Origin of the sequence: Glutamicibacter sp. FBE19 (assembly GCF_015524875.1) — a bacterium.
GTDB classification, from domain to species: Bacteria; Actinomycetota; Actinomycetes; order Actinomycetales; family Micrococcaceae; genus Glutamicibacter; species Glutamicibacter halophytocola.
Genome location: NZ_JACKQN010000002.1, coordinates 180,004 through 205,351, shown reverse-complemented (window position 1 = coordinate 205,351; position 25,348 = coordinate 180,004). Strand labels below are relative to the sequence as shown.

General features: G+C 60.0%; 23 protein-coding genes. 16 read left to right on the top strand and 7 right to left on the bottom strand.

Annotated elements, in window-relative coordinates:
* The first annotated feature begins 9 nt into the window (after window positions 1-9).
* Window positions 10-582 (top strand): DivIVA domain-containing protein, encoded by a 573-nt coding sequence (locus H6F58_RS04590; RefSeq protein WP_060701019.1) that lies wholly within the window; start codon window positions 10-12, stop codon window positions 580-582.
* Window positions 583-680: 98 nt separating this feature from the next.
* On the opposite strand, the gene H6F58_RS04585 is transcribed toward H6F58_RS04590, so the two are convergent.
* Window positions 681-1,184 (bottom strand): MarR family transcriptional regulator, encoded by a 504-nt coding sequence (locus H6F58_RS04585; RefSeq protein ID WP_060701020.1) that lies wholly within the window; start codon window positions 1,182-1,184, stop codon window positions 681-683.
* A gap of 39 nt (window positions 1,185-1,223) precedes the next feature.
* Between H6F58_RS04585 and H6F58_RS04580 the strand changes: the two genes are divergently transcribed.
* Complete coding sequence (locus H6F58_RS04580) at window positions 1,224-2,150, top strand: EamA family transporter (protein WP_244652315.1); 927 nt, start codon at window positions 1,224-1,226, stop codon at window positions 2,148-2,150.
* Here the strand turns inward: H6F58_RS04580 and H6F58_RS04575 are convergent.
* Genes H6F58_RS04575 through H6F58_RS04560 form a run of 4 tightly spaced genes read right to left on the bottom strand, consistent with a single transcriptional unit; the run spans window position 2,107 to window position 5,925 of the window.
* Window positions 2,107-3,582: a cation acetate symporter gene (locus H6F58_RS04575; protein ID WP_195181198.1), complete on the bottom strand. Its 1,476-nt coding sequence runs from the start codon at window positions 3,580-3,582 to the stop codon at window positions 2,107-2,109. The two genes, H6F58_RS04580 and H6F58_RS04575, sit on opposite strands and share 44 nt — an antisense overlap.
* Window positions 3,575-3,982 carry a hypothetical protein gene (locus tag H6F58_RS04570; protein ID WP_146277974.1) on the bottom strand — a complete coding sequence of 136 codons (408 nt, stop codon included), beginning with the start codon at window positions 3,980-3,982 and terminating at the stop codon, window positions 3,575-3,577. The genes H6F58_RS04575 and H6F58_RS04570 overlap by 8 nt, the downstream gene beginning before the upstream one ends.
* 15 nt (window positions 3,983-3,997) lie before the next feature.
* Window positions 3,998-4,714, bottom strand: coding sequence for a LytTR family DNA-binding domain-containing protein (locus H6F58_RS04565; RefSeq protein WP_146277975.1), 717 nt, complete (start codon window positions 4,712-4,714; stop codon window positions 3,998-4,000).
* Window positions 4,715-4,743: 29 nt separating this feature from the next.
* The gene (locus H6F58_RS04560) at window positions 4,744-5,925 is read right to left on the bottom strand and encodes a histidine kinase (RefSeq protein WP_146277976.1); all 1,182 of its coding nucleotides are present in this window, start codon (window positions 5,923-5,925) and stop codon (window positions 4,744-4,746) included.
* A gap of 195 nt (window positions 5,926-6,120) precedes the next feature.
* Here H6F58_RS04560 and H6F58_RS04555 point away from each other — a divergent pair, with 195 nt between their 5' ends.
* Window positions 6,121-6,465 carry a DUF485 domain-containing protein gene (locus H6F58_RS04555; RefSeq protein WP_060701026.1) on the top strand — a complete coding sequence of 115 codons (345 nt, stop codon included), beginning with the start codon at window positions 6,121-6,123 and terminating at the stop codon, window positions 6,463-6,465.
* A complete protein-coding gene (locus H6F58_RS04550) occupies window positions 6,466-8,091 on the top strand; it encodes a sodium/solute symporter (RefSeq protein ID WP_195181197.1) in 1,626 nt (541 codons plus the stop codon).
* Between the two features lie 77 nt (window positions 8,092-8,168).
* Here H6F58_RS04550 and H6F58_RS04545 read toward each other — a convergent pair whose 3' ends face one another.
* On the bottom strand, window positions 8,169-8,645 hold the full coding sequence (locus H6F58_RS04545) for an Lrp/AsnC family transcriptional regulator (RefSeq protein WP_146278282.1): 477 nt from the start codon (window positions 8,643-8,645) through the stop codon (window positions 8,169-8,171).
* Window positions 8,646-8,794: 149 nt separating this feature from the next.
* Between H6F58_RS04545 and pdhA the strand changes: the two genes are divergently transcribed.
* The 12 genes from pdhA to H6F58_RS04485 all read left to right on the top strand — a co-directional run bounded on the left by pdhA (window position 8,795) and on the right by H6F58_RS04485 (window position 24,768).
* Window positions 8,795-9,910 carry a pyruvate dehydrogenase (acetyl-transferring) E1 component subunit alpha gene (pdhA, locus tag H6F58_RS04540; RefSeq protein ID WP_060701029.1) on the top strand — a complete coding sequence of 372 codons (1,116 nt, stop codon included), beginning with the start codon at window positions 8,795-8,797 and terminating at the stop codon, window positions 9,908-9,910.
* Between the two features lie 14 nt (window positions 9,911-9,924).
* Complete coding sequence (locus tag H6F58_RS04535; RefSeq protein WP_146278283.1) at window positions 9,925-10,914, top strand: alpha-ketoacid dehydrogenase subunit beta; 990 nt, start codon at window positions 9,925-9,927, stop codon at window positions 10,912-10,914.
* Window positions 10,914-12,218: a dihydrolipoamide acetyltransferase family protein gene (locus H6F58_RS04530; RefSeq protein ID WP_171919723.1), complete on the top strand. Its 1,305-nt coding sequence runs from the start codon at window positions 10,914-10,916 to the stop codon at window positions 12,216-12,218. Before H6F58_RS04535 ends, H6F58_RS04530 begins: the two co-directional genes overlap by 1 nt.
* 196 nt (window positions 12,219-12,414) lie before the next feature.
* Window positions 12,415-14,046, top strand: coding sequence for an ABC transporter substrate-binding protein (locus tag H6F58_RS04525; RefSeq protein ID WP_146277979.1), 1,632 nt, complete (start codon window positions 12,415-12,417; stop codon window positions 14,044-14,046).
* Between the two features lie 190 nt (window positions 14,047-14,236).
* Complete coding sequence (locus tag H6F58_RS04520) at window positions 14,237-15,163, top strand: ABC transporter permease (protein WP_146277980.1); 927 nt, start codon at window positions 14,237-14,239, stop codon at window positions 15,161-15,163.
* Complete coding sequence (locus tag H6F58_RS04515) at window positions 15,156-16,169, top strand: ABC transporter permease (RefSeq protein WP_082689427.1); 1,014 nt, start codon at window positions 15,156-15,158, stop codon at window positions 16,167-16,169. The genes H6F58_RS04520 and H6F58_RS04515 overlap by 8 nt, the downstream gene beginning before the upstream one ends.
* A 3-nt stretch (window positions 16,170-16,172) precedes the next feature.
* Window positions 16,173-17,816: an ABC transporter ATP-binding protein gene (locus H6F58_RS04510; RefSeq protein ID WP_146277981.1), complete on the top strand. Its 1,644-nt coding sequence runs from the start codon at window positions 16,173-16,175 to the stop codon at window positions 17,814-17,816.
* A 439-nt stretch (window positions 17,817-18,255) separates the two neighbouring features.
* Entirely contained in the window at window positions 18,256-20,055 is a 1,800-nt protein-coding gene (locus tag H6F58_RS04505; protein ID WP_195181196.1) for an ABC transporter family substrate-binding protein, read from the top strand.
* 138 nt (window positions 20,056-20,193) lie between these two features.
* Window positions 20,194-21,711 (top strand): ABC transporter permease, encoded by a 1,518-nt coding sequence (locus H6F58_RS04500; protein ID WP_146277983.1) that lies wholly within the window; start codon window positions 20,194-20,196, stop codon window positions 21,709-21,711.
* A 17-nt stretch (window positions 21,712-21,728) separates the two neighbouring features.
* Window positions 21,729-22,787, top strand: coding sequence for an ABC transporter permease (locus tag H6F58_RS04495; protein WP_195181195.1), 1,059 nt, complete (start codon window positions 21,729-21,731; stop codon window positions 22,785-22,787).
* Complete coding sequence (locus tag H6F58_RS04490) at window positions 22,784-24,475, top strand: ABC transporter ATP-binding protein (protein WP_146277985.1); 1,692 nt, start codon at window positions 22,784-22,786, stop codon at window positions 24,473-24,475. The genes H6F58_RS04495 and H6F58_RS04490 overlap by 4 nt, the downstream gene beginning before the upstream one ends.
* An 8-nt stretch (window positions 24,476-24,483) precedes the next feature.
* A complete protein-coding gene (locus H6F58_RS04485; RefSeq protein ID WP_060701039.1) occupies window positions 24,484-24,768 on the top strand; it encodes a hypothetical protein in 285 nt (94 codons plus the stop codon).
* A 75-nt stretch (window positions 24,769-24,843) separates the two neighbouring features.
* Here the strand turns inward: H6F58_RS04485 and H6F58_RS04480 are convergent, their stop codons facing one another.
* Window positions 24,844-25,305 (bottom strand): GNAT family N-acetyltransferase, encoded by a 462-nt coding sequence (locus H6F58_RS04480; protein ID WP_060701040.1) that lies wholly within the window; start codon window positions 25,303-25,305, stop codon window positions 24,844-24,846.
* Window positions 25,306-25,348 lie beyond the last annotated feature (43 nt).

Sequence of the window (25,348 nt, the reverse complement as noted above, 5' to 3'; positions counted from 1 at the left end):
GGAACTGTCGTGTCGCAGCAGCAAGATGCTCCGTTTTCCCGCGTACCGGATTCGGAATTCGGCTACAACGCAAAGCAGGTCGATGCGTTCCTCAGCCGGGCCCGGGCAACCTTTAACGACGGCGGAAACGACGACAGCGTGGTCACCAGCCACCTGATCCGCCGAACGACCTTCGCCCCGCAGAAGGGCGGCTACCAGGCCCGCGAAGTTGACGGTGCGCTGGATCGCCTCGAGGATGTTTTTGCCAAGCGGGAACGCGATGACCTCATCTCCCACCAGGGCGAGGAAGTCTGGCTGCAGCAGGTCGGGCGCCTGGCCGCTATTCTGCGTGGCCGGCTGCACCGTGCCAAGGGCGAGCGCTTCCGCCGCCCGTCGCGCACCAATGCCTCAAGCTACAACGTTGAAGATGTCGATCGGCTCTGCGACCAGCTCATCGACTACTTCGAAAATGATGTGCCGATGGCCGTGGATGCTGTGCGCCGTGTCGAGTTCCGCTCGGCCCAGGGCACCGATGGATACGAAGAGTCCCAGGTCGACGCCTTCCTCGATCGCGTGGTCGAGCTGATGGCTTCCATCGACTAGCGCGCCGCAAGGTTCGCTGGATTCTAGCCGCGAGGGCGGGCAGGAAATATTTCCTGCCCGCCCTTTGTGCGTGTGCCGCAGGCGCAACACCCTGCCGGTCAGCCTTGCGGCGGCTCGTAGTGCCTCAGCCAGCTCTTCAGGGCGCCTTCGAGCGCGGATTGCTCCGCGGCCGAAAGCTGGGCGATCAAGCGGGCCTCATTGGCCAGGTGGTCGGTCATCACCTCATCAATCTTCTTCTTGCCCTCGGGGCTTAGCGAGATGCGCCGCCGGCGCTGATCGCCATCCTCGCTGTGGCGCGAGACGTAGCCGGCCGAAACCAGCCGATCCAGCCGCTTGGTGGTGGCTCCCGAGGTGACCATGGTCTGGGCGGCCAGCTCGCCAGGTGCCAGCGAATAGGGTGCTCCGCTGCGGCGCAGGGTCGCCAGGACATCGAACTCGGCCTCGGTCAGCCCGTGCTCTGCATACACGGCACAGACTTCTTCCCGCAGGAAAATTGCCAGCCGATGCAGCCTGCCGATGATTCCCTGGGGCCGTGGATCCAGATCGGGGCGCTCGGCGGCCCACTGCTGCTGGATGCGTGCGACGTGGTCTAAATGCTCCATGCCTTTATTATAGTTTCCACGGAAGCTAATATAGTTTCCATGGAAACTAATTTAATGCCCGGGCGCGCTCTTCGCCACCCGCTGGGCAGGCTGGCCCTCACCGCCATCGCCCCCGTCGCATGGGGATCAACCTACTACGTCACCCGGGAGTATCTGCCTGGCGATGCGGCACTATGGGGCGGGGTTTTCCGGGCGCTGCCCGCAGGTCTCATCCTGCTGCTGATCTGCCGCCGGCTTCCGCGAGGCAGCTGGTGGTGGAAATCCCTGGTGCTTGGCACCTTGAACATCGGCGCCTTCTTCGCACTGGTCTACGCGGTGGCGCAGCTGCTGCCCTCCAGCATTGCGGCAACCACCATGGCCGTTTCCGCAGGGGTGCTGATGCTCCTGGCCTGGCCGCTGCTGGGGGAGCGGCCGAAACGCTGGCCGCTGATCGGAGCCGCATTGGGCTTCTTGGGCGTGGCCATCATGGTCTTCGACGGGCAAAGCAAGATCAGCATGCTCGGAATTCTCTTGTCGCTCACCGCCATGGGCATCTCGAGCCTGGGGTTCATCCTGGCCAAAAAATGGTCCAGCGGGCAGCCGATCGTGGATACCACCGCCTGGCAGCTGGTCGCCGGCGGGCTGCTGCTCCTGCCCTTCGCCTGGCTGATCCAGGGACCGCCGCCGGCCCTGGACAGGCAGGCGGTGCTGGGATTCGGCTACCTGAGCGTGGTTGCCACGGCGATAGCGTTCCTGGCCTGGTTCAGCGGCCTGCGCCATCTTCCTTCGGGCACGGTGGGGCTGCTGGGGCTGTTGAACCCGGTGGCCGGGGTGATCCTGGGAACCTTGCTCGCCGCCGAGAGCCTTGGCATCCAGAGCCTGGGCGGCATGGCCCTGGTGCTTTGCGGGGTGCTGCTGGGGCTGCTGGCCAATCGGGCCCAGCCTAGAATTTCGCTTCGCGATCGGGTACATGCAGCAACGCCATAACCCGGTCCACGTTGCCTGGAACCGCCCTTTGGGTGCCGCGCGAGACCGCGACCATCACCGCAAAGGCCAGCGGCACGCTCCACGCAGCCGGCTGGCGCAACAGGTGGATCCACCAGTGATCCACCGCCGGCAGGAAGATCCCGATCGACAGGGATGCGCCGCAGGCGATCGCCCCCACCAGCATGCCCGCGATGGCGCCCCGGGCGGTGAGCGAACGCCACCAAATCCCCAGCAACAGCAGCGGGCAGATCGTTGAGGCGGTGAAGGCGAAAACATTGCCGATGGCCCCGGCCAGGGCCAGCGAGCTGGTGAGCACCGCGATCAGCACCGGCAGGGCGGTGGCCAGCACCGTGGAAATCCTGAATCCGCGCACCGTTCCCGAGAAGAACTCCTGGGAGATCGCACCGGCCAGCGATACCACCAGGCCCGAGGTGGTGGACAGGAACGCGGCAAAGGCGCCGCCGACCACGATGGCGGTCAGCGCGTCGGCGAGGAAGCCGTCAAAGAGCCTGGCCGGCAATAGCAAGATGGTGGCATCGGTTTCATTGCTGGCCCCGAGCTCCGGGGTATACAAGATCCCCAGCACGCCCAAGGTGGTGGGCAAAAGGTAGAACACGGAGAGCAGGCAGAGCACGATCACCGTGGTGGTGCGCGCGGTCTGGCCGGTGGGGTTGGTGTAGAAGCGCACCAGCACATGGGGCAGGCCCAAGGTGCCGAAGAGCAGCGCGAGAATAATCGACACGGTCTCGTACAGGTTCATGGTCGTGACCGATTCCAGCTGCGCGAAAAGATTCTGGGCGCGTTCGCCGGCGGACTGCTCGGGGATGGCGCGCACCAAGAGGAAAATCGTTGGCACCACCAGGGCGGCGAGCTTGAACCAGTATTGGAAGGCCTGGACAAAGGTCACCGACCGCATGCCGCCGGAAAGCACCGTCACGCAGACGACCGCTGCCACCACGACCGGACCGACCCAGCTGGGAAGACCGGTGGCGATCGACAAGGTGAGCGCGGCCCCATGCATCTGCGGGACGATGTACAGCCAGCAGATCACCACCACGAGATAGGTGGTCAGCTTGCGCAGCACGGGGGAATTCTCGAAGCGTATCTGCGCAAAATCCGGGATCGTGTAGGCGCGCGAGCGGCGCAAGGGCGCGGCCACGAAGAGCAGCAGCATCAGGTATCCGGCGGTGTAGCCGATCGGGAACCACAACCCGGATTGCCCCGAGAGCACGATCAGCCCGGCCACCCCGAGGAAGGAGGCCGCGGAGAGGTATTCGCCGCCAATGGCCGAGGCATTCCACCACGGGCGCACGGTGCGCGAAGCCACGTAGAAGTCGGAGGTGGTGCGCGAGAGGCGCAGTCCATGAAAGGCGATCAGCATGGTGGCCAGGCAGACCACAACAAGCGCGGAAACCGATAGCAGGCTATCCACGGCTGATGCTCCGGTAGCGCCGCTCGTTGCGTGCCGCCGCCCGGTTGTACAGCATGCCGGCGACAATGATCAGCGGGTACATGCCCACCCCCAAAACCCACCATGGCAGGGGAATGCTGAACAGCTGGATATTCGAGACCACCGGCCAGAGCACCAGCAGCGAGCAGATGCCCACCAGCAGGGCCAAGAGTCCGGCGGCCACCGCACAGGCCAGGCGCAGCTGGGAACGGATCAGCTGGCGGACGTAGAACTCTTCGGCGGTATGCTCTGGGCGCTGGTTCGGGGGCGCCAGCGACGCGTCCTGCGGCGCTTGCACGCGCACGCGTTGCGGACGCTGCTGGGCAAAACGCCCGGGAGGCTCTGGGGGCCGGCGCTGCTGGCCGGCATCGGGGGAGTGCACTTGGGGCCCGGGTTCCTACAGCGGGCGAACGCGGTTGGCGGCCAGGCGCTCGCGCAGGTAGGGCAGGGCGCGCCGGGAAATTGGCAGTTCCGCGCCGTGGACGACCACGGCAGCCTTGCCGGTCTGCAGGCGGACCGTTTCGATTTTGTCCATGCACACCAAATAGGAGCGGTGGATGCGGACAAAGCCGGATTCTCCCCACTGCTGTTCCAGGTCGTTGAGCGGCACGCGGATCAGGTAGCTCGAATCCTGGGTGTGCAGCCGGGCGTAGTCGCCCTGGGCCTGCACGTAGGCGATATCGCTGCGCGGGATCAGCTTGGTGATGCCGCCCTGGTCGACGGTGATCATTTCGGGCTTGGCGGGGGTTTCTTCCGCCAGCTCGCAGATGCGGCGCACGGATTCGGCCAGGCGCTGCGGGCGAATGGGCTTGAGCACGTAGTCGATGGCGGCCAGCTCGAAAGCCTGCAGGGCCTGGTCCTCGTCGGCGGTGACAAAAACAATCAGCGGCGGATGGGTGAAGCGGGAAATGACCCGGGCGATGTCCAGGCCGGAGAGCGCCGGCATGTGGATGTCCAGGAACAGCGCATCAACATCATTTTCTTCCAGCGCCTTCAGGGCCGCAGCCCCGGAAGTGGCCCGGTGGATTTTGCCAATCCGCGAATCTTGGCTCAGCAGAAAGGAGATCTCTTCTACTGCAGGGAGTTCATCATCGGCCACCACCACATTGATCATGCAAAAATTCTACCGTTTCCCCCGCTTGCCTAGATATCCGGGCCGCTGGTGCCTGGCGCGCGGAATTTGGGAACACGCAGGGTGATTAGCGTTCCGGCCCCCGGAGCGGTCTCGATCACCAGCCCGTTGGAGTTCCCATAGAGCTGGCGCAGGCGCAGGTCGACATTGCGCAGCCCCACGTGCATGGTGGTAGTGGTGCCCGCCAGGACGCTGGCCAGCTGCTCTGGATCCATGCCCATGCCATCATCCTCCACCGAAATCACCGCATGCAGGCCATCCTCGGTGGCGGTAATCGAGATGACGCCGCCATCGGGACGCGCCTCCAGGCCATGGCGCACCGCATTTTCCACCAGCGGCTGGAGGGCCAGAAAGGGAATCTGGGTCGGCAGCACCTCGGGCGCAATCTGCAAGGACACCTTGATGCGGTCGCCGAAGCGGGCCTTCTCCAGCAGCAGGTACCGGTCGATCGCTTCAAGCTCTTCGGCCACGGTGGTGAATTCCCCGCGGCGCCGGAAGGAGTATCGGGTGAAATCGGCGAACTCGATCACCAATTCGCGGGCGCGGGCCGGGTCGGTATTGATGAAGGAGGCGATGGCGTTCAACGAGTTGTAGATGAAATGCGGGGAGATCTGCGCGCGAAGGGCCCGCATCTGGGCTTCGAGCAGCATCGCCCTGGACTCATCGAGCTGCGCGGTGGAGACCTGTGCGGAGACAAAAACCGCCACCTCGGATACCGCGCGGACAAAGCCCGCCCCGGCCCGCACGGACAGGGCCACCACGGTGCCCACGCTCTGGTCTCCCACGGTGATGGGTGCGGCCACGATATCCATTCCGGCCGAATGCCTGACCTGGGTTTTGCCGCTGGCCAGGGTGCTGGCCGACGCCTCGGAGGCGTCCTCTTCGAGCTGCGCGGTGAACTCGATCCCGGCATCTGCGGCCAGGGTCCGCGACGTATCGCTGATCAGCAGCACCTGGCAGTTCAGCAGCCGGCGCAGCGCCTTGGCGCTCTTGGCCGCGCCTTCTTCGGTAAGCCCGCGCTCCAGGTGCGGGACCGCCACCGACATGTGGTGCAGCGTCTTGTAGGTGGCTTCTTCGGCATCGGTGCCCATCTCCCGGGTCGAGCGCGAGATCCTGAAACCGAAATAGCCGACGACGGCTATGCCAAGCACCACGATGGCCGCGATCAGGGTGGCTTGCAGCGCTGGGGACATGCTCCCATCTTAGGGCCCTGGTTCGGGTCGACCGCTCAACGCCGCCCAGTGCGCCGTTGAGCGCAGAATTCGCCCCGTTGAGCCACGAGCCACCGGATACCCCTAGTCGCGGAAGAATTCTTCGCCAATAGTGAACTTAGTCACGCAACAGATGTGTGCTCGATCACATCATTAACTCGCTCAAGGAGGGCATCAATGAGTGCCAACCCGGAACGCGACGTCACCGAAGACGTCGATTTTGTTACGGAGAGCCAATCCGGGGAATTCCAGGAGCTGCGCAGAACCCACCGCAGTTTCGTTTTCCCGATGGCCATCTTCTTCCTCGTCTGGTATTTCGCCTACGTCTTGCTGGCCGACTACTTCCATGACTTCATGTCGATCAAGGTTTTGGGCAATATCAACATGGGCATCCTCCTTGGGCTGCTGCAGTTTGTCTCAACCTTCCTGATTACCGCAGCCTACGTCAGCTTCTCCAACAAGAAGCTGGACCCGAAGGCCACCGCCATCCGCGAACGCCTAGAGCAAAAGGGAGTGAAATAAATGAATCAGCTCTCGATTGCGGCCCAGGCCGCCGCAGAGTCGACCCAGGTCGGCAACCCGCTGGTGAATATCGGCATCTTCATCGCCTTCGTGGGCATCACCCTGGTGATCGTGCTGCGTGCTTCGAAGAACAACAAGACCGCAGCCGACTACTATGCCGGTGGCCGTTCCTTCACCGGAACGCAGAACGGCACCGCTATCGCCGGCGACTACCTTTCGGCGGCATCCTTCCTCGGCATTGTCGGTGCCATCGCCATCAACGGCTATGACGGCTTCCTCTACTCCATTGGCTTCCTGGTCGCCTGGCTGGTGGCCCTGCTACTGGTCGCCGAGCTGCTGCGCAATACCGGCAAGTTCACCATGGCCGACGTGCTTTCCTTCCGGCTCAAGCAGCGCCCGGTGCGCATCGCCGCGGCCATTTCCACCCTGGCTGTCTGCGTGTTCTACCTGCTGGCGCAGATGGCTGGTGCCGGCGCGCTGGTGTCGCTGCTGCTGGGCATTGACGAGAAGCTCGGCCAGTCGCTGGTGATCGTGATCGTCGGCGCGCTGATGATCCTCTACGTGCTGGTCGGCGGCATGAAGGGCACCACCTGGGTGCAGATCATCAAGGCTTGCCTGCTGATCGCCGGTGCGCTGATCATGACCATCTGGACCCTGGCGATCTTCGGCTTCAACTTCTCCGAACTGCTGGGCAAGGCCGCCGAGGTGGCTGGCAACCCCGAGATCCTGAATCCAGGCCTGCAGTACGGCAAGTCCGACACCTCCAAGCTGGACTTCATCTCGCTGGCCCTGGCTCTGGTGCTGGGCACCGCGGGCCTGCCCCACGTGCTGATGCGCTTCTACACGGTGCCCACTGCCAAAGAAGCCCGCAAGTCGGTGGTCTGGGCGATCTGGCTGATCGGTGCCTTCTACCTGTTCACCCTGGTGCTGGGCTTCGGCGCCGGCGCGCTGATCGGCCCGGACAAGATCAAGGCGGCTCCCGGTGGCGTGAACTCGGCTGCTCCGCTGCTGGCCTATGAATTGGGCGGCACCGTGCTGCTGGGGCTGATCTCGGCGGTGGCCTTCGCAACCATCCTCGCGGTGGTCGCCGGCCTGACCATCACCGCGGCGGCATCCTTCGCCCACGACGTGTACGCTTCGGTGATCGCCAAGGGCAAGTCCACCCCCGAGAAGGAAATGAAGGTGGCCCGGCGCACCGTGCTGGTGATCGGCGTCTTCGCCATCGCCGGCGGCATCGGCGCCCAGGGCCAGAACGTGGCCTTCCTGGTGGCACTGGCCTTCGCGGTCGCCGCCTCGGCCAACCTGCCAACCATCCTGTACTCGCTGTTCTGGAAGGGCTTCAAGACCCGCGGTGCCGTCTGGTCCATGTACGGAGGCTTGGGCTCCGCGCTGCTGCTGATCATCTTCTCGCCGGTGTTCTCCGGATCGGAGACCGCGATGATCCCGAGCATCGACATGTCGATCTTCCCGCTGGCCAACCCGGGCATCGTTTCGATTCCGCTGGCCTTCTTCCTGGGCTGGTTGGGCTCGGTGACCGATCGGGGCACCGAGGATGCAGCCAAGCAGGCAGAAATGGAAGTCCGCTCGCTGACCGGGGTCGGTGCGGAAAAGGCCGTCGACCACTAGGGACGGCAGGCAAGAACTGAAGAGGCAAGGCCCTGGGGACCAACTACCGTTGGTCCCCAGGGCTTTGCCATTGGCTTTTACTGGGCGGGGGATTTCAGCGAATGCCGCAGCAGGGCGGTGGTCCGGTAGGGGACCAGCTGGGCCATGGACAGCGCTGAATCCGCCCGGTTCACCCCATCGATATGCAAGAGCTGGCCGTGGACCCTGAAGAGCTGTTCGGCATCCTTGGCTGCCACGCGCACCAGGATATCGGCATTGCCGGTCAGCCCGTGGGCTTCGAGGACTTCGGGGATGGTGGCCAGCTTGGCCGAGATTTCTTCGAGGTATCGCTGGTCAACGTGAAGCTCGATAAATGACAGCAGCCCGTAGCCCAGGGCGGCTGGCGGAATCCGGCGGTCCGGGGATTCCAGGATTTCGTTCTCCAATCGGGTCATCCGCGATTGCACCGTATTGCGCCCGAGGTTCAGGGCCGTGGCGATGGCCGAGCCGGTGCGTTTTTTGGCGCTGGCCATGGCGAGCAGGATTCGCCGGTCTGTGATGTCCAAGAGGTGCATAATGAGCACGTTAGCACTGGATCGAGGGGATAAATAGGGCGTTTTGCGCTAATTTTCGAATCACCATTGTGCGTCTTGCGTTGCGTGAGTAGCATCACATTAAGCGGGGTTCGACGAAGAATTCTGCCACAGACTACGTGAGAGTAAGGATGCCGATCGTGTCCACACAGCACATGGACGTAGCCGCTGGAAGCCTACCAACGCACCAGCTGCTGAACGTCGACGGGAAACGAATTCCGGACGAAGAACTTGACCACTATCTCAAGGACCTCAAGGAAGCGGACCTTGCAGATTTTCTGCGCGACATGGTCGTGCTTCGGCGCATGGACAATGAGGCCACCGCCCTGCAGCGCCAGGGGCAATTGGGCCTCTGGGCGCCATTGCTTGGCCAGGAGGCCGCGCAAATCGGATCGGTGCGGGCTACCGAAGACGATGATTTCATTTTCCCTTCCTATCGCGAGCATGGGGTGGCGTGGGCCAGGGGGGTCCAGGCCGAGGACCTGCTCAGCGTTTGGCGCGGAGCCCAGGCCAGCGGCTGGGATCCGAATGAAGTGAATATCGCCTGCCAGCAAATTGTCATCGGTTCGCAGGCCCTGCATGCCGCCGGCTATGGCATGGGCATCAAATTCGATGGAGGCGAGCAAGTCTCCGTGGCCTACTTTGGCGATGGCGCCACCAGCCAGGGCGACGTCAATGAGGCCATGGTTTTCGCGGCCAGCTACCAGGCGCCGGTCCTGTTCTTCTGCCAGAACAACCAGTGGGCCATCTCGGAACCGGTGGCACTGCAAAGCCGCACCCATATCGCTGACCGGGCCCACGGCTTCGGGTTGAAGACCTGGCGGGTTGATGGCAACGACATCCTCGCAGTGTACGCGGCAACCAAGGCGGCCCTGGCCCACGCCCGGCACGGCCTGGGTCCAACGTTCATCGAAGCTGTCACCTACCGCATGGGTTCGCACACCACCGCCGATGACCCCACCCGCTACCGCAAGGCCGAGCAGCTCGAAGAATGGAAAGCCAAGGACCCGATCGACCGCTTGGTGAAATACCTGCACGAAATGGGCGCCGATGTGCAGTCCTATGAACAGCGCGCCCAGAACGCGGCCGATGACATGGCCGCCAAGCTGCGAGCCGCGATCACCACGATGGAAGATCCGAAGGTGGAAGAACTGTTCTCCAACGTTTATGCCCAGCCGCACGAACCCACCGAGCGGGCAGCGAAGAACTACCTCGATTACCTGGCCGACTTCGAGGGTGGTGAATAGCAGTGGCTACCACCATGCTCAAAGCGCTGAACAAGTCGCTGCATGATGCCCTGAGCGAGGACGAGAAGGTCATCCTGCTCGGTGAAGACATCGGAACACTTGGCGGAGTCTTCCGAGTGACCGACGGGCTGAAGGCCGAATTCGGGGAGCATCGCGTCGTCGATACCCCGCTGGCCGAATCTGGAATCGTCGGCACGGCCATCGGCCTGGCCTATCGCGGTTACCGCCCGGTGGTCGAGATCCAATTTGACGGATTCACCTATCCCGCTTTTGACCAGCTGGTCTCGCAGCTGGCCAAGTTGCACTACCGGTCCCGCGGGCGGGTGAAGATGCCGGTGACCGTGCGCATCCCGTACGGCGGCGGCATCGGTTCTCCGGAGCACCATTCCGAGTCGCCAGAAGCCTACTTCGCGCATACCGCCGGGCTTCGCGTGTTTGCGCCCTCCAGCGTTGAAGATGCCTACGCGATGCTGCGCCAGGCAATCACCTGCGATGACCCGGTGATCTTCTTTGAGCCAAAGCGCCGTTACCACGAGAAGACCGAAGCGGAACTGGGCGCAGTGCAGCCCGATGCCTCGCCTAAGGCGAAGATCATCCGCTCCGGGACCGATGTCACCATGGTCGGCTATGGTCCAACCACCTACACGCTGATCGATGCGGCCCTGGCTGCCGAAGATGAAGGCACGAGCTTGGAGGTCATTGATCTGCGCAGCCTGGACCCGCTGGATATCGACACTGTCGCGCAGTCGGTGCAGCGCACCGGGAAGCTTGTCGTGGTCCACGAGGCCAGCCGCACCAGCGGTTTGGGCGCGGAAATTTGTGCCGAGATCACCGAGCGCTGCTTCGACTACTTGGAACATGCGCCGCTGCGCGTGACAGGGTTCGATGTTCCCTATCCGCCCTCACGGCTTGAAAGCCACCATTTACCCGACCTGGATCGAGTGATGCACGCGGTGGATACCGTGATGCGACACCATGAGGCAAGCAAAGGAGCTGCCCAGTGATGACGGATCAAACTTTTAAGCTTCCGGATCTTGGCGAGGGGCTGACCGAGTCCGAGGTGTTGAACTGGAAAATCAAGGTCGGCGAGCATGTGGCGCTGAACCAGGTGATCGCCGAGGTGGAAACTGCCAAGGCTGTAGTTGAACTGCCTTCGCCTTATGCCGGGGTAGTCCAGCAGATTCATGCCGCCCAAGGCCAGGTCGTCCAGGTTGGCGGCCCGCTGGTCACCTTTGGCGATGATGAGCCAGCGAAGGGAAAAGATCCGGCACCGCAACCTGGCGCGGGGGAGCGCACGCCTACTCTTGTCGGCTATGGCGCACCGGCGGCAACTGGCGCCCGGCCCCAGCGAAAGTCCCGCTCGGTGCGCGCCTCGGGTGCAGCTGTGGTCGAACACCATGACGAACAGCGCCAGGCGGTGACCCGATGCACTCCGCCGGTCCGAAAGCTCGCCCGTGATCACGGCGTGGATATTTCGACGCTCACCGGCAGCGGCGAAGACGGGCTAGTGCTACGCCGCGATGTCCAGCAGGCGATTGATGCCGGGAATGGGCCAACGGCCGCAGCGTCACCTGCCGCACCTGTTGCCCCGGTCCAGCCGGGCGGCATAGGGGACAAGCATGTAAAGATCACTGCGGTGCGTCGTGCCACCGCCAAGGCGATGGTGCAGTCGGCGTTTACCGCCCCGCATGCCACCGAATTCTTGACTGTGGATGTCACGGAATCCATGGCCCTGGTTGAGCGGTTGCGTTTCCATCCCCTGTTGAAGGACATCAAGCTGAATATCACGACGCTGGCTGCCCTGGTCGTGACCCGCTTGTTGCGTACCTATCCAGCGTTGAATTCAACGTGGGACGAGAAGGCCGACGAAATTATCGAATTCGGTTCGGTGAATTTGGGAATGGCGGTAGCTACTGACCGGGGTCTGCTGGTTCCCGTGGTGAAAAATGCCCAGGACTTGCCGCTGCCCCAATTGGCCACGGCGTTGAGCGGGATTATTGCCCAGGGGCGTGCCGGAACTCTTGCTCCTGCCCAGTTGTCGGGCGGCACCTTCTCAATCACGAACGTCGGCGTTTTTGGGGTGGATGCTGGAACGCCAATCCTGCCGCCTGGGCAGGCCGGGATCTTGGCCCTGGGCCAGGTGAAGCGGCGCCCTTGGGAGTACCAGGATGAAGTAGCTCTTCGCCATACCATGACTTTGGCTTTGTCATTTGACCACAGAGTCGTTGACGGCAAAGAAGCAAGCGAGTTCCTCGCAGGTGTCGGTTCGGTTTTGGAGGACCCAGGATTGATGAATATTTTTATTTGAGAAACCAGAGATTTTGACTAGCTAAGAATAATTTTGAACGAATGACAAAATGGATTTCAAGCATTGCTTTCATGAATATTCATTGGTTGTTTCGCAATATTTGATGTAATCTCATTCACTACGTGCTACAGCTCACGCTTGCCTGCACGGCTCTGCGAAATGCAGAAGCAGCAACCTTATGTTGAGGAGAAATAGGATGCGATACTCGCACGCATCTAAGGCTGTCGTTCTATCAGCAGCCTTGGCACTGACCCTGTCGGCTTGTGGCGGCGGTTCGGATGATTCCGCAGGCGGCGAAGCAGACGGCTCGTACGTCGTCACCGCAAACACCACCGAACCACAAAACGGCCTACTGCCGGCCAACACCAACGAAGTTGGTGGCGGTCGCGTTATGGACCTGCTCTTCACGGGCCTGGTCAGCTATGACGCAAAGGGTGCTCCGGTCAATGAACTCGCAGAGTCCATCGAGACCAAGGATTCCCAGAACTACACCATCAAGATCAAGTCGGGCCAGACTTTCTCCGATGGATCCCCCGTAACCGCTGCTTCGTTCGTGGATGCCTGGAACTTCGGTGCCGCAGCCAAGAACGCTCAGCTGAACTCCTACTTCTTCGAGTCCATCAAGGGCTTCGACAAGGTCAACGCCGAGAAGTCCAAGGAAGACAAGATGGAAGGCCTGAAGGTTGTTGATGACACCACCTTCACCGTCGAGCTTTCCCAGCCGGAATCCGACTTCCCGCTGCGTCTGGGCTACACCGCCTTCATGCCGTTGCCAGAGGCAGCCTTCGAGGATCCCAAGGCCTTCGGCGAAAAGCCAGTTGGCAATGGTCCGTACAAGCTGACCGAATGGAACCACGACGTCAACCTGAAGATGGACGTCAACGAGAAGTACGACGGCCCACGCAAGGCTGCGAACGGCGGCATCGACTTCAAGGTCTACCAGTCCACCGACTCGGCTTACCAGGACCTGGTTTCCGGCAACCTGGATGTGCTGGACCAGATTCCACCGAGCCAGCTTGCTTCCTACCAGTCTGACCTGGGCGACCGCTCGGTCAACTCGCCATACGCTGGTAACGCGACCATCACCATTCCCGGCTACCTGGATCACTTCAAGCAGGACGAAGAGGGCAACCTTCGCCGTGCAGCGATCTCGCGTGCAATTGACCGCCAGCTGATCATCGACAAGGTGTACCAGGGCGGCAAGGTTATCGCCAAGGACTTCACCGCTCCAGTGCTTGAAGGCTACGACGACAAGCTGCCTGGCAGCGAAGTCCTCGAATTCGACGATGCCGAAGCCAAGAAGCTCTGGGCTGACGCCGACAAGATCAGCAAGTGGGACGCTGACAAGGAATTCTCCATCGGCTACAACGTTGATGGCGCCGGCAACAAGGAATTCGTTGAGGCAATTGTCAACCAGCTGAAGAACAACCTCGGCATCAACGCAACCGCAAAGTCGTTCAGCTCCTTCAAGGAACTGCGCGCCAAGGTTACCGCCTACACCATGACCGGTGCCTTCCGCACGGGCTGGCAGGCCGACTACCCATCGCTCTACAACTTCCTGGGCCCGCTGTTTGGCACTGGTGCAGGTTCGAACGATGGCAAGTACTCCAGCAAGGAATTTGACGAGTCGCTGGCCAAGGGCCTTGCTGCAACCGACCCGACTGAAGGCGCAAAGATCTTCAACGAATCCCAGGAGATCCTGTTCAAGGATCTTCCTGCCATCCCACTGTGGTACCAAGCAGTACAGGGTGGTTGGAGCGAAAATGTCGCCAACGTTGAGTTCGGTTGGAACGGCGTTCCGATCTACAACGAAATCACTGGTAAGTAAGTAATTTCAGCATTCGGACTGTTCAAGTCCGAAATTGGCTGAAAGGCATGTCAAGGGAGACCCAAGGTACAAAGGGTCTCCCTTTGGCATGTTTGATCTGCCTCCCAAAAATAAACGTCGAGATATTTATCGACGGGAAGAGGGAAATAATGGCCAAGTGCCGTCCAGCATCTCGAGGTGAGGTGCACGCATGTTAAGTTTCATGCTCAAGAGAATTGCCCAGCTGATCCCGGTATTTATCGGTGCAACACTGCTGGTGTACTTCTTGGTTTTTGCCACGCCCGGTGATCCTATCGCCGCGCTCTCCGGTGGCAAGCCGATGTCCGATGCGACTCGTGCAGCCCTCGAAGCCCAATACAATTTGGACAAGCCATTCTGGGTTCAGTATGGCCTGTATCTGAAGAACCTGGTGACCTTCGATCTTGGAACCTCGTTCTCCGGCCAGGAAGTCAGCGCCCTGCTGGGCCGCGCCTTCCCTGTCACCGCACGCCTTGCGATTCTGGCCCTGCTGATTGAAGGCGTTTTCGGCATCATCTTCGGTGTCATCGCTGGTATGCGCAAGGGCAAGTGGTTCGACTCGACCATTCTGGTTGCTTCGCTGATCGTGATCGCTGTGCCAACCTTCGTGCTCGGCTTCGTTCTGCAGTTCGTCGTTGGCGTGAAACTCGAATGGGCCAAGCCCACCGTTTCCGGCGCGGCAACCTGGGGCGAACTCTTCTTGCCGGCCCTCGTGCTAGGCCTGGTTTCGCTGGCCTACGTGGTCCGCTTGACTCGGACCTCGGTGATCGAAAACAAGTCCGCGGACTTCGTGCGCACTGCCACTGCCAAGGGCTTGAGCCGCAATCGCGTTGTCACCGTGCACATCCTTCGCAACTCGCTGATTCCTGTCGTGACATTCCTCGGAGCGGACCTCGGCTCGCTGATGGGTGGCGCAATTGTCACCGAAGGCATTTTCAACGTGCCCGGTGTTGGACACCTGCTGTACCAGGCAATTCAGAAGGGCGAAACCCCGACCGTTGTCGCCATCGTCGGTGTTCTGGTGATCGTCTTCGTCGTCGCCAACCTGATCGTGGATATGCTGTACGCACTGCTTGACCCAAGGATCCGTTATGCCTGAGAACCAGAATTTTAATCCGGAAGACGGCCTGCCCATCAGCAAGGTCCGCGCCGGCAAAGTTTCCAAGTACAAGATCGAGCATTTTGTCGCTCCCTTGGACGAGACGCCGCTGCAGGCCGTCGACTCCGTCAAGGAAACCGGCAAGCCGCTGTCCATGTGGGCCGAGGCTTGGCGTTCACTGCGCAAGCAGCCGCTGTTCATCATTTCCGCGATCCTGATTCTTGCGATCATTGTCGTTGCGGCTTTCCCGCAGCTGTTCAGCTCGCAGGACCCAACCTATTGCGCCCTTGAGAACTCGAATGAACCTGGCCGGGCTGGCCATATCATGGGCTTCAACCTCCAGGGCTGCGATATCTATTCACGCGTCATCTATGGCACGCGCGCATCGCTGCTGGTCGGTGTCTTCACCACCCTGATCGTTGTCATCGTCGGCGGCGCGCTGGGTGCGCTGGCCGGCTTCTATGGCGGATGGATTGATGCCGTTCTGGCACGTTTGGGCGATATCTTCTTCGCGCTGCCACTGATCCTCGGAGCCATCATCGTGATGCAGCTTCCTGCATTCCGAGACAACCGAAGCGTGTGGACCGTTATTATCACGCTGGCGATTTTCGGCTGGCCGCAGCTGGCTCGAATTACCCGTGGTGCTGTGATCGAAGCGCGGAGCGCCGATTATGTGAAAGCATCGCGCGCTTTGGGGCTGTCCAAGTTCAATTCGCTGCTCAAGCACGTCATTCCAAACTCGCTGGCACCGATCATTGTTGTGGCGACCGTGAACCTGGGCGTGTACATCGTTGCCGAAGCGACGCTGTCCTTCCTTGGTGTCGGTTTGCCGCCTGAAATCATGAGCTGGGGCAACGACATCTCGACTGCCCAGCAGCAGCTTCGCAACAACCCGATGATGCTGATGTGGCCTGCCCTGTTCCTGTCGGTGACAGTCTTGAGCTTCATCATGCTCGGCGATGCAGTGCGAGACGCACTGGATCCCAAGGCCCGGAAGGGAGCCTAGACGATGACTGAAACTGCAACATCGAAGCCGTTGCTGGAAATCAAGGACTTGGCGATTACCTTCTCCACTCCTGACGGACCAGTACATGCTGTGCGCGATGCAAACTTCACCGTGATGCCAGGGGAGACCGTGGCCATTGTGGGCGAGTCAGGTTCCGGCAAGTCGACCTCGGCACTGGCCGCTATCGGTCTGCTGGCCGGCAACGGTTCGGTTTCTTCCGGCCAGATCCTGTTCGATGGCGAGGACATTTCACACGCCAGCGAAAAGCGATTCGTTGAACTGCGCGGCAATCACATTGGCATGGTTCCCCAGGATCCGATGTCCAACTTGAACCCGGTGTGGAAGATTGGCTTCCAGGTCAAGGAAACGCTGAAGGCCAACGGCCTTGCGGGGGATAACCCCAAGGAACGCGTCGCCCAGGTCCTGGCTGATGCAGGCTTGCCCAACCCGGAGGTTCGCGCAGGACAATACCCGCACGAGTTCTCCGGTGGCATGCGCCAGCGTGCGCTGATTGCTATTGGCCTGGCATGCCGTCCGCGCCTGCTGATTGCCGATGAGCCCACCAGTGCCTTGGACGTAACCGTCCAGCAGCAGATTCTGGATCATCTGGATACGATGACCACCGAGCTGGGCACCGCGGTCTTGTTGATCACCCACGACCTCGGGCTTGCTGCCGAGCGCGCGGAAAAAGTTGTCGTGATGTACAAGGGTCGCGTCGTTGAATACGGCCCGGCGCTGGACATCCTGCGCAACCCGCAGCACCCATACACCAAGCGGCTGATCAACTCTGCTCCGTCCTTGTCTGCACAGCGTGGCGACAAGCATGAGGCCATTGTTGACGAAATCGTTCCGGGAAAAGCCGAGCCACTGCTGAAGGTCAGCAACCTGACCAAGGTCTATGACATCCGCAAGGGCTTCGGCAAGAAAGAAAAGTTCACCGCGGTGGACAACGTATCCTTCGAAATTCCGAAGGGCACCACGACGGCAGTGGTGGGCGAATCCGGTTCCGGCAAGTCCACCATCGCCCAGATGGTGCTGAATCTCTTGGACAAGACCGAGGGTGAGATCGTCTTCGACGGCGAACAGATCGGGAATTTGAGCGAAAAGAAGTTGTTCAAGTACCGTCGCCGCGTGCAGCCGATCTTCCAGGATCCTTATGGTTCGCTAGATCCGATGTATTCGATTTATCGAACGATCGAGGAGCCATTGCGCATTCACGGGATTGGCAATAGCGCTTCGCGCCAGAAGAAGGTCAAGGAATTGCTGGAGCAGGTATCCATGCCGGCTTCGACCATGCACAGGTTCCCGAATGAACTCTCCGGTGGCCAGCGCCAGCGTATTGCTATCGCCCGTGCACTGGCTTTGCAGCCGGAGATGATCGTCTGCGACGAGGCCGTATCTGCTTTGGACGTCTTGGTCCAGGCGCAGGTGCTGGAGCTTCTGGACGAACTGCAGCGGGATATGGGACTGACCTACCTGTTCATCACCCACGACCTGGCAGTAGTTCGCCAGATTGCAGACAACGTCTGCGTGATGGAACATGGCAAGATCGTAGAGCAGGGAACTGCCGACGAGATTTTCAATGCTCCCAAGAGCGAATACACCCGCAACCTGCTGGGTGCGATTCCGGGTGCTTCTCTGATCTAGCCAGATTCAGAGAACTCCTTGATGGGCCGTCGAAACCGGAAGGTTTCGACGGTCCATTTTCGTTTTCGGGAACTTCAGGCTTCGTCATATTCAACGAATATTTCAGATTTTTTCAAACTGAAGCAAACGTTGCAAAACTGTTATAAAACCATCCTTGAAACATAGTCGTAACGCATGCGTTCTGATTGATTTTTCCCAATCTGAAAGAAACCCTTGAAATCTCGCGGATGTGGCGTGCGTCGCATCAACTCGTCGGTAACAAGCTCGTTGCAAATGGCTCTCAAGAACAGTTCGAGCGGGGAGATGTGAAACGAGTCTTTCTCTATCCAAGCCAGAAAATTCGGGTTAGTGTATTCCTCAATGGATCGGTCATGTGATTTGGTCCACAAGGAATCACACCGATTCACAACTCGTATCATCACGATCTCAAGGAGGCGAAATGCGGTTTCAGCGCGTTTCGAAAGCAGTAGTTGCGGGCGCTGCCCTGGCATTGGCACTGTCTGCATGTGCCCCAGGCGGAGGCGATGCATCTTCGGAGGCAAGCAAGAGCACCGAGTCGAACGGTGGCGCTGAAGTCACCAACTCTGGCCTGGCGGATCTGGGCGATGTCACTACCAAGGACGATACCCTCAAGGTCACCGTTGGTGCTCCCGAGTTCATCAGCTACAACGGCTACACGCCGCAGACGTACTCCACCTACAACTCGGCTATCGTCGACCGCATGTTCGCCAGCTTCTACTACATGGGCACTGACGGCGCCATCTACCAGAACAAGGACCTGGGATCCTACGAGAAGGTCAGCGACGACCCACTGACCATTAAGTACACCATCAACGAAAACGCCAAGTGGTCCGATGGAACGCCGATCACCGTAGCCGACGCCGTGATGGCCTGGGGCATGCAGAACACGAACCTGAACAACGGCTCCAAGGACAAGCCACTGTTCAACTCGGTTTCCACCGATTTGGGCGACACTGTCCCCAAGGGGCCAGAGGGCGCAGCAGACGGCAAGGAATTCACCGTCACCTTCAAGGATCCGGATCCGGACTGGCAACTGCAGACCTGGCTCATGCACCCGGCACACGTTGTTGCAAAGCACGGTGGCCTGAGCACCGAAGAACTGGTCAAGGCAATTCAGGATGGCGATTCCAAGAAGCTGGAAAAGGCCGCCAAATTCTGGAACGACGGCTGGATGACTAAGCCGGGAACGCTGCCGGATGAAGCTGATGTTCCGGTATCTGGCCCATACAAGTTGGAGTCCTGGAAGGCCGGCGAATCGGTCACGCTGACCGCAAACGAGGACTACTACGGAACTCCTCCTGCCACCAAAAAACTGACCTTCCGCTTCTTGGCTGATACTGGCATGGTCCAGGCGCTGCAGAATAAGGACGTCGACGTTATTGCTCCTCAGCCGACTGTTGACACTCTCGCCCAGCTTGAAGGCTTAGGCAAGGCAGTAAATATCCAACAAGGCGATACTTTGACTTGGGAGCACTTGGACTTCAACTTCGCCAAGGGCAACGAGATGACCAATTTGGAACTGCGCAAGGCATTCGCCATGTGTGTTCCACGTCAGGAAATCGTTGACAACTTGGTCAAGCCGTTGAACCCCGAGGCTATCGTGATGAATGCTCGCGAAGTCTTCCCGTTCCAGGACAACTACCAGGAAGTCGTTGATGCAGCTTACGACGGTCGCTACGATCAGGTCGACATCGACGGTGCTAAGAAGATCCTCGAAGATCAGGACGCTGTAGGCACCAAGATTCGAATCGGCTACTCGGCTCCGAACGAGCGTCGTACCAACGAAGTTGCCGCCATCAAGTCCTCTTGCGACAAGGCTGGCTTCAAGGTTGAAGATGCCGGCGATCCTAAGTTCTTCGCACCAGGCGGCACCCAGGAACGCGGTGACTACGAAGTTGCATTGTTCGCCTGGGCAGGTTCCGGCCAGATCACCTCGGGCCAGAATATCTACGCCACCGGCAAGCAGCAGAACTACGGCAAGTACTCGAATCCTGCGGTCGACGAAGCTTGGACCAAGCTGGCAACTTCGCTTGATCCAGCAGTCCACGCTGAGCAGACCAAGGTCATCGAGAAGCTGCTGTGGGATGACTTGTTTGGCATTCCGGTCTTCGCGCACCCGGGCTTGAGCGCTTCCGGTTCCGATGTCCAGAACGTCCGCCACACTGCTACTCAGAGTGGCATCGTATGGAATGCCGAGCAGTGGCAGCGTGCTGAGTAAGCCCTCAGGGCAAACTAGCTGCTAAACCAACTGTGAGCGCCTATGGGGCCCGATCACCATCGGGCCCCGTGGTGTGTCTGCCACCAGCACCTGGTGGCGCATGCGCCATAAGGTGAGAAGAAAAAGGACATTAGAACCGTGTTGAAGTTCATTCTCAAGAGACTAGGATCGGCTGTCGGCGTGCTTTTTGGCGCTTCGCTGCTGCTATATATCCTGGTCATCAACTCTGGCGACCCGCTTGGCGATCTGCGCGAAAGCAACGCTGAAAATCGCGAGTATTTGTTGCAGCAACGCATCGATTACATGAATCTGGAACAGCCTTGGTACTTGAGGTACCTGACTTGGCTAGGCGGTGTCGGCAAATGCTTCGTAGGATCTTGCGACCTGGGCCAGAATATCAACGGCGTCGAGGTTAGCGGCTTGCTTGCCAATGCCGCGTCGTCAACGCTCCGGCTGGTACTCCTGGCCACGGTGATAGCTGCAATTCTCGGCATTGCCATCGGTGTGCTGACCGCAGTGCGACAGTACTCGGGCCTGGACTACATCGTCACCTTCCTGACCTTCTTGTTCTTCTCACTTCCTGTGTTCTGGGCAGCTGTGCTGCTCAAGGAGTATATGGCCATTGGATACAACGACTGGCTTGAAGATCCGCAAATTTCCATCGGAACAAGCATTCTAATCGGTGCCATAGTTGGCTTCTTGTTGCAGATGCTGCTGGCAGGATCGCTGAAGCGCCGCGGGCTGACCTTCATCATTACCGCAATCTTCGTTCCGCTGTTGCTGCAATACAGCCTTTGGCTCAACTTCTACCGCTATCCGCAGATGGGTCCCGCAATCATCGTGGTCCTGACTCTGCTGCTTGCCCTTTCCGCCACCGCCATGAGCGTAGGACTGAAGGAAAAGAAGGTGCTTTACCCAGCGCTGATCACTGTGGTGCTGGTGCTGGTAATGTACTACGCGACCTTCTGGCTGTTGAAGGATGCCAACACCTGGATCCTGCTCATAGGTGGAATCCTGGCTGTGGTCATCCCAGGCGCCATCGGAAAATTCATGGGCGGTCGCCTTTCGAAGCTTGCTTCTGGAGTTGCCATCACAGTGGGTTTCGTCGGCGCAGGTCTGACGGTATTGGACCACATTTTCCGCGCATGGCCTGGCTTCCTGGATCTGAAAGGCCGTCCCATCGGCACCATCGGTTCGTCTACTGCAAACCTGGGTGGCGGCTTTTGGGATAACTTCTTGGACAACGCAACGCAGCTGTTGCTTCCAACTATCGTTTTGGCCATCATTTCCCTGGCAAGCTACTCGCGCTACACCCGTTCATCCATGCTGGAAGTGCAGCAACAGGACTACATTCGCACCGCGCGCTCCAAGGGCTTGAGTGAACGCACTGTGATCTTCCGCCACGCGTTCCGCAATGCACTGATTCCGATCGCAACCATCGCGGCGTTCGACTTCGCTGGACTGATCGGCGGCGCCGTAGTCACGGAAACGGTGTTCGGCTGGAAGGGCATGGGGGACATGTTCAATACCGGGTTGCACGCTGTGGACCCGGCTCCTGTCATGGCTTTCTTCTTGGTCACCGGTACTGCCGCGGTTCTGTTCAACCTGCTGGCTGATATCGTCTACGCGCTGCTTGATCCGCGGATCCGGGTCTAGGGAAATAAGGACATTCGATGAGTAACATAAACGGAAAGACTCCAGAAAACCTGACGTCTATCGCCGAGGTTGAGGACGCGAAACTTGCCGCTTCGACTGAACAGTCTAAGAGCCAGTCGCGGATTGTCTTCGAACGCTTCATCAAGCACAAGCCTGCAATGATCTCCTCGGTGGTGCTGCTGATCATTACGGTGATCGCCTTCACCTCTGTCGGCTTCGGACCGCTGCCTGGCTGGTGGAAGCAGAGCTATCTCGATGCCGGCACCGTAGTCAATGGTGGCAAACCGACCCTTTCCCTTCTGCCAACCTGGCTAGGTGGATCGGGCCTCGCCATAGGCGAGCACCCATTCGGCCAGGACTCGGTGGGCAAGGACTACTTCGCCCTGGTCATGAACGGCGCCCAAAAGTCGATCGTGATCGGCCTCGTGGTGGGCCTAGTCGCCACCTTCCTCGGCGCTGTCATCGGTGCAGTCGCTGGATACTTCCGCGGCTGGGTTGATGAAGTGCTAATGCGCATCACCGACTTGTTCATCGTGATCCCTCTGCTGGTGCTCGCCGCAGTGCTCGGCCAGATTGCCGGTCGCAGTTCGGGCTCGATTTTCGCCCTGGCCCTAGTGCTGGGGCTAGTCACCTGGACAGGCCTTGCCCGCTTGGTGCGCGGCGAGATCCTTTCCCTGCGCGAACGCGAATATGTTTCGGCCGCACAAGCAATGGGCTCGCGCACCTCCCGGGTCATCTTCAAGCACCTGCTGCCGAACACCATCGGCGTGATCGTAGTAAACGCCACTTTCGCTATCGCCGGTGCGATTCTGCTCGAATCCTCGCTGTCCTTCTTGGGATTCGGCGTGCAGCCACCGGAATCATCCCTCGGCTTGCTGATCAGCCAGTACCAGAATGCCTTCATGACCCGCCCATGGCTGTTCTGGTGGCCGGGCATGATCATCGTAGTCATCGCCCTGGCCGTCAATTTCCTCGGCGATGGACTGCGCGATGCGTTCGACCCACGCCAGACCGGCAAGCGCCGCCGCCGTCGTGCAGGATTGTTTGCCCTGCCAACCCGTAAGGAGAAGCCATGAGCCATGTCGCCCCAGAAAATTCCAATGGTGAATATGCACTGAGCTTCAATGACTTGAAGGTCACCTTCGAGACTTCCGGTCCGGTGGTTCGCGCGGTCAAGGGCCTGTCCCTGGCAGTGCGCCCGGGCGAGGTCGTAGCACTGGTGGGCGAATCAGGATCGGGCAAGTCGGTGACCTCTACTGCGGCGATGGGCCTGTTGCCGGAAAACGCGAATGTCTCTGGCGAAGCGAAGATTGGCAACGTCAATGTCGTGGGCCTAGAACAGGGCAAAATGCGCAAGATGCGTGCCACGGATATCGCTATGGTCTTCCAAGAACCGATGACCGCGCTGAACCCTGTGTTGACCATCGAACGGCAGCTGACCGAAGCGCTGGAACTGCATGGCATCGCCTACGGCAAAGCGGCGGTAGACCGAGCCATTGAACTGCTTGACATGGTGGGCATTCCAGAACCTGACAAGCGCATCAAGCAATACCCGCATCAGTTCTCCGGCGGCCAGCGCCAGCGCATTGTGATTGCGATGGCCATCTCATGCGATCCCAAGGTGATCATCGCCGATGAGCCCACCACGGCTCTGGACGTGACGGTGCAGGCAGAAATTCTTGATCTGTTGCGTGAACTCAAGGATCGCCTGAACACAGGAATCTTGCTGATCACCCACAACATGGGCGTGGTGGCTGATATGGCTGACCAGGTTGCCGTGATGTTCCAAGGCAACCTGGTGGAAACCGGATCGGTAGACCAAGTGTTGCTGCACCCGCAGCATGCCTATACCCAGCGCCTCTTGGCGGCTGTTCCTAGACTGTCCGCTCCTGCGATCACCACCGAGAATGCTCTTCACAGCAGTGCGACCGCTCCGGCCGGGCGCGAACTGGTTCTGGAAGCCAAGGACCTGGTTCTGGAATACAACATGCGCGGCAAGATCTTCCGTGCCGTCGAGGGCGTCAGCTTCGATGTGGCCAAGGGCGAAGTGCTGGGCATCGTGGGCGAGTCTGGCTCCGGCAAGTCCACCATTGCCAAGGCCGTGATCGGCTTGCTACCGGTGGCCGAAGGAACGCTGTCGGTCAAGGGCCATGACCTGCCGAGGCTTTCGCCGAAGGAAGCGCGTGCGGTGCGCAAGCAGATCGGCGTGATCTTCCAGGATCCGGCTGCTTCGCTCAATCCCCGCTTCCCAATTGGCGAATGCATCACCGAGCCGATGGTCGTGCATAAGGTGGGCACCAAAGCGTCGCGAATCAAGCGGGCCGAGGAACTGCTGGACGCCGTCAAGCTGCCGCGCAATGTCATCAACCGCTACCCGCACGAACTTTCCGGTGGGCAGCGCCAGCGTATTTGCATAGCCCGTGCGCTGACTTTGAATCCGGAACTGCTGATTGCCGACGAACCAACCAGTGCCCTGGACGTGTCAGTGCAGGCAGTAGTCCTGGAGATGCTCCAGGACTTGCAGCGGGACTTCAACTTCGCCTGCCTGTTTGTCAGCCACGACTTGGCCGTGGTGGACATGCTGGCGGACGCGGTGGTGGTCATGCGCTCTGGCAAGGCCGTGGAACAGGGAATGGTTGAGACTGTCCTCCATGCGCCGACCCATGACTACACCAAGCGATTGCTTGCCGCAGCTCCGGTGCCTGATCCACATGAGCAAGCCGTGCGACGCGAGGCATGGCGCTTGCTGAATAACAGCAAGTAACTACGTGTATGCAAGCAAGGAGCCGGGATTATTTCTGGCTCCTTGCCTGTTTTTTGAGTAGTTTTGCCTTGGATCGCACTGACTCTCCGGGAGATTTTATGGATTTAGCTTCCATTTTCATCGTCGCAGCGTTGATTGTGCTGTGCGCGTTTCCTTTTATCATCGGCGCATTCAGGGGACTCGATCGAAAGGCCGACGAGTTGGAAAGCCGTGACCCGGAAACGTCGAAAGCATTGCGCAAAGCACGTGAAGACATTGACCGCGGCAAGGGGTATTACGGACCTCGGCAATAACCACGGGTAAACGACCGCAGGAGCCGGCCCTCATGGGCCAGCTCCTGCGGTCTCAGGCTGAATAGAGCGTAAGTTCTAGTCCAGCTGCATTACGTTTTCGGTCACTACTTCGGCACGGGCGTTTGAGAAGATTTGCTCGGTGCCGATGGTCTTGAATCCGCGGCGTTCCAGGACCTTGATGGATCCCAGATTGTCCTGGACAACGTGTGCCGTCAGCGGGCGCTTGGTGTACTCGGCCAGGAAGGCATCCACAGCGCTGGTGGTAATTCCCTTGCCCCAGTACTTGGTGGAAGTCCAGAAATTGATCTCTGGGGTTTCCCCGTCAAATACCAAGATGGAACCCACCACGTCGCCTTCGTGCTCGATGGTGCGAACCAGAACGGTCGGATCGTTCAAGATCGAGTTCCAGTGGTGGTCGAATACCGCGCGGTCGGCTGGGTTACGCGCCTGATAAGCGGCCATGAGGTTCGCCTCGGGTTCTTGCTGGTGAGCGAAGAATGCGTCCAAGTCGGAAGGGCGGACTTCACGTAGCTGCACGATAAAGGCCTTTCAATCGGGTGGGTCAGCATGCCGGTTTCGG

Coding starts and splice junctions, on each gene's coding strand:
- H6F58_RS04545 (WP_146278282.1), bottom strand. CDS start 8,645: ATGCACCTCTTGGACATCACAGACCGGCGAATCCTGCTCGCCATGGCC.
- H6F58_RS04495 (WP_195181195.1), top strand. CDS start 21,729: ATGAGTAACATAAACGGAAAGACTCCAGAAAACCTGACGTCTATCGCC.
- H6F58_RS04505 (WP_195181196.1), top strand. CDS start 18,256: ATGCGGTTTCAGCGCGTTTCGAAAGCAGTAGTTGCGGGCGCTGCCCTG.
- H6F58_RS04490 (WP_146277985.1), top strand. CDS start 22,784: ATGAGCCATGTCGCCCCAGAAAATTCCAATGGTGAATATGCACTGAGC.
- H6F58_RS04530 (WP_171919723.1), top strand. CDS start 10,914: ATGACGGATCAAACTTTTAAGCTTCCGGATCTTGGCGAGGGGCTGACC.
- H6F58_RS04515 (WP_082689427.1), top strand. CDS start 15,156: ATGCCTGAGAACCAGAATTTTAATCCGGAAGACGGCCTGCCCATCAGC.
- H6F58_RS04485 (WP_060701039.1), top strand. CDS start 24,484: ATGCAAGCAAGGAGCCGGGATTATTTCTGGCTCCTTGCCTGTTTTTTG.
- H6F58_RS04535 (WP_146278283.1), top strand. CDS start 9,925: ATGCTCAAAGCGCTGAACAAGTCGCTGCATGATGCCCTGAGCGAGGAC.
- H6F58_RS04550 (WP_195181197.1), top strand. CDS start 6,466: ATGAATCAGCTCTCGATTGCGGCCCAGGCCGCCGCAGAGTCGACCCAG.
- H6F58_RS04525 (WP_146277979.1), top strand. CDS start 12,415: ATGCGATACTCGCACGCATCTAAGGCTGTCGTTCTATCAGCAGCCTTG.
- H6F58_RS04565 (WP_146277975.1), bottom strand. CDS start 4,714: ATGATCAATGTGGTGGTGGCCGATGATGAACTCCCTGCAGTAGAAGAG.
- H6F58_RS04510 (WP_146277981.1), top strand. CDS start 16,173: ATGACTGAAACTGCAACATCGAAGCCGTTGCTGGAAATCAAGGACTTG.
- H6F58_RS04520 (WP_146277980.1), top strand. CDS start 14,237: ATGTTAAGTTTCATGCTCAAGAGAATTGCCCAGCTGATCCCGGTATTT.
- H6F58_RS04585 (WP_060701020.1), bottom strand. CDS start 1,184: ATGGAGCATTTAGACCACGTCGCACGCATCCAGCAGCAGTGGGCCGCC.
- pdhA (WP_060701029.1), top strand. CDS start 8,795: ATGCCGATCGTGTCCACACAGCACATGGACGTAGCCGCTGGAAGCCTA.
- H6F58_RS04555 (WP_060701026.1), top strand. CDS start 6,121: ATGAGTGCCAACCCGGAACGCGACGTCACCGAAGACGTCGATTTTGTT.
- H6F58_RS04580 (WP_244652315.1), top strand. CDS start 1,224: ATGGAAACTAATTTAATGCCCGGGCGCGCTCTTCGCCACCCGCTGGGC.
- H6F58_RS04560 (WP_146277976.1), bottom strand. CDS start 5,925: ATGTCCCCAGCGCTGCAAGCCACCCTGATCGCGGCCATCGTGGTGCTT.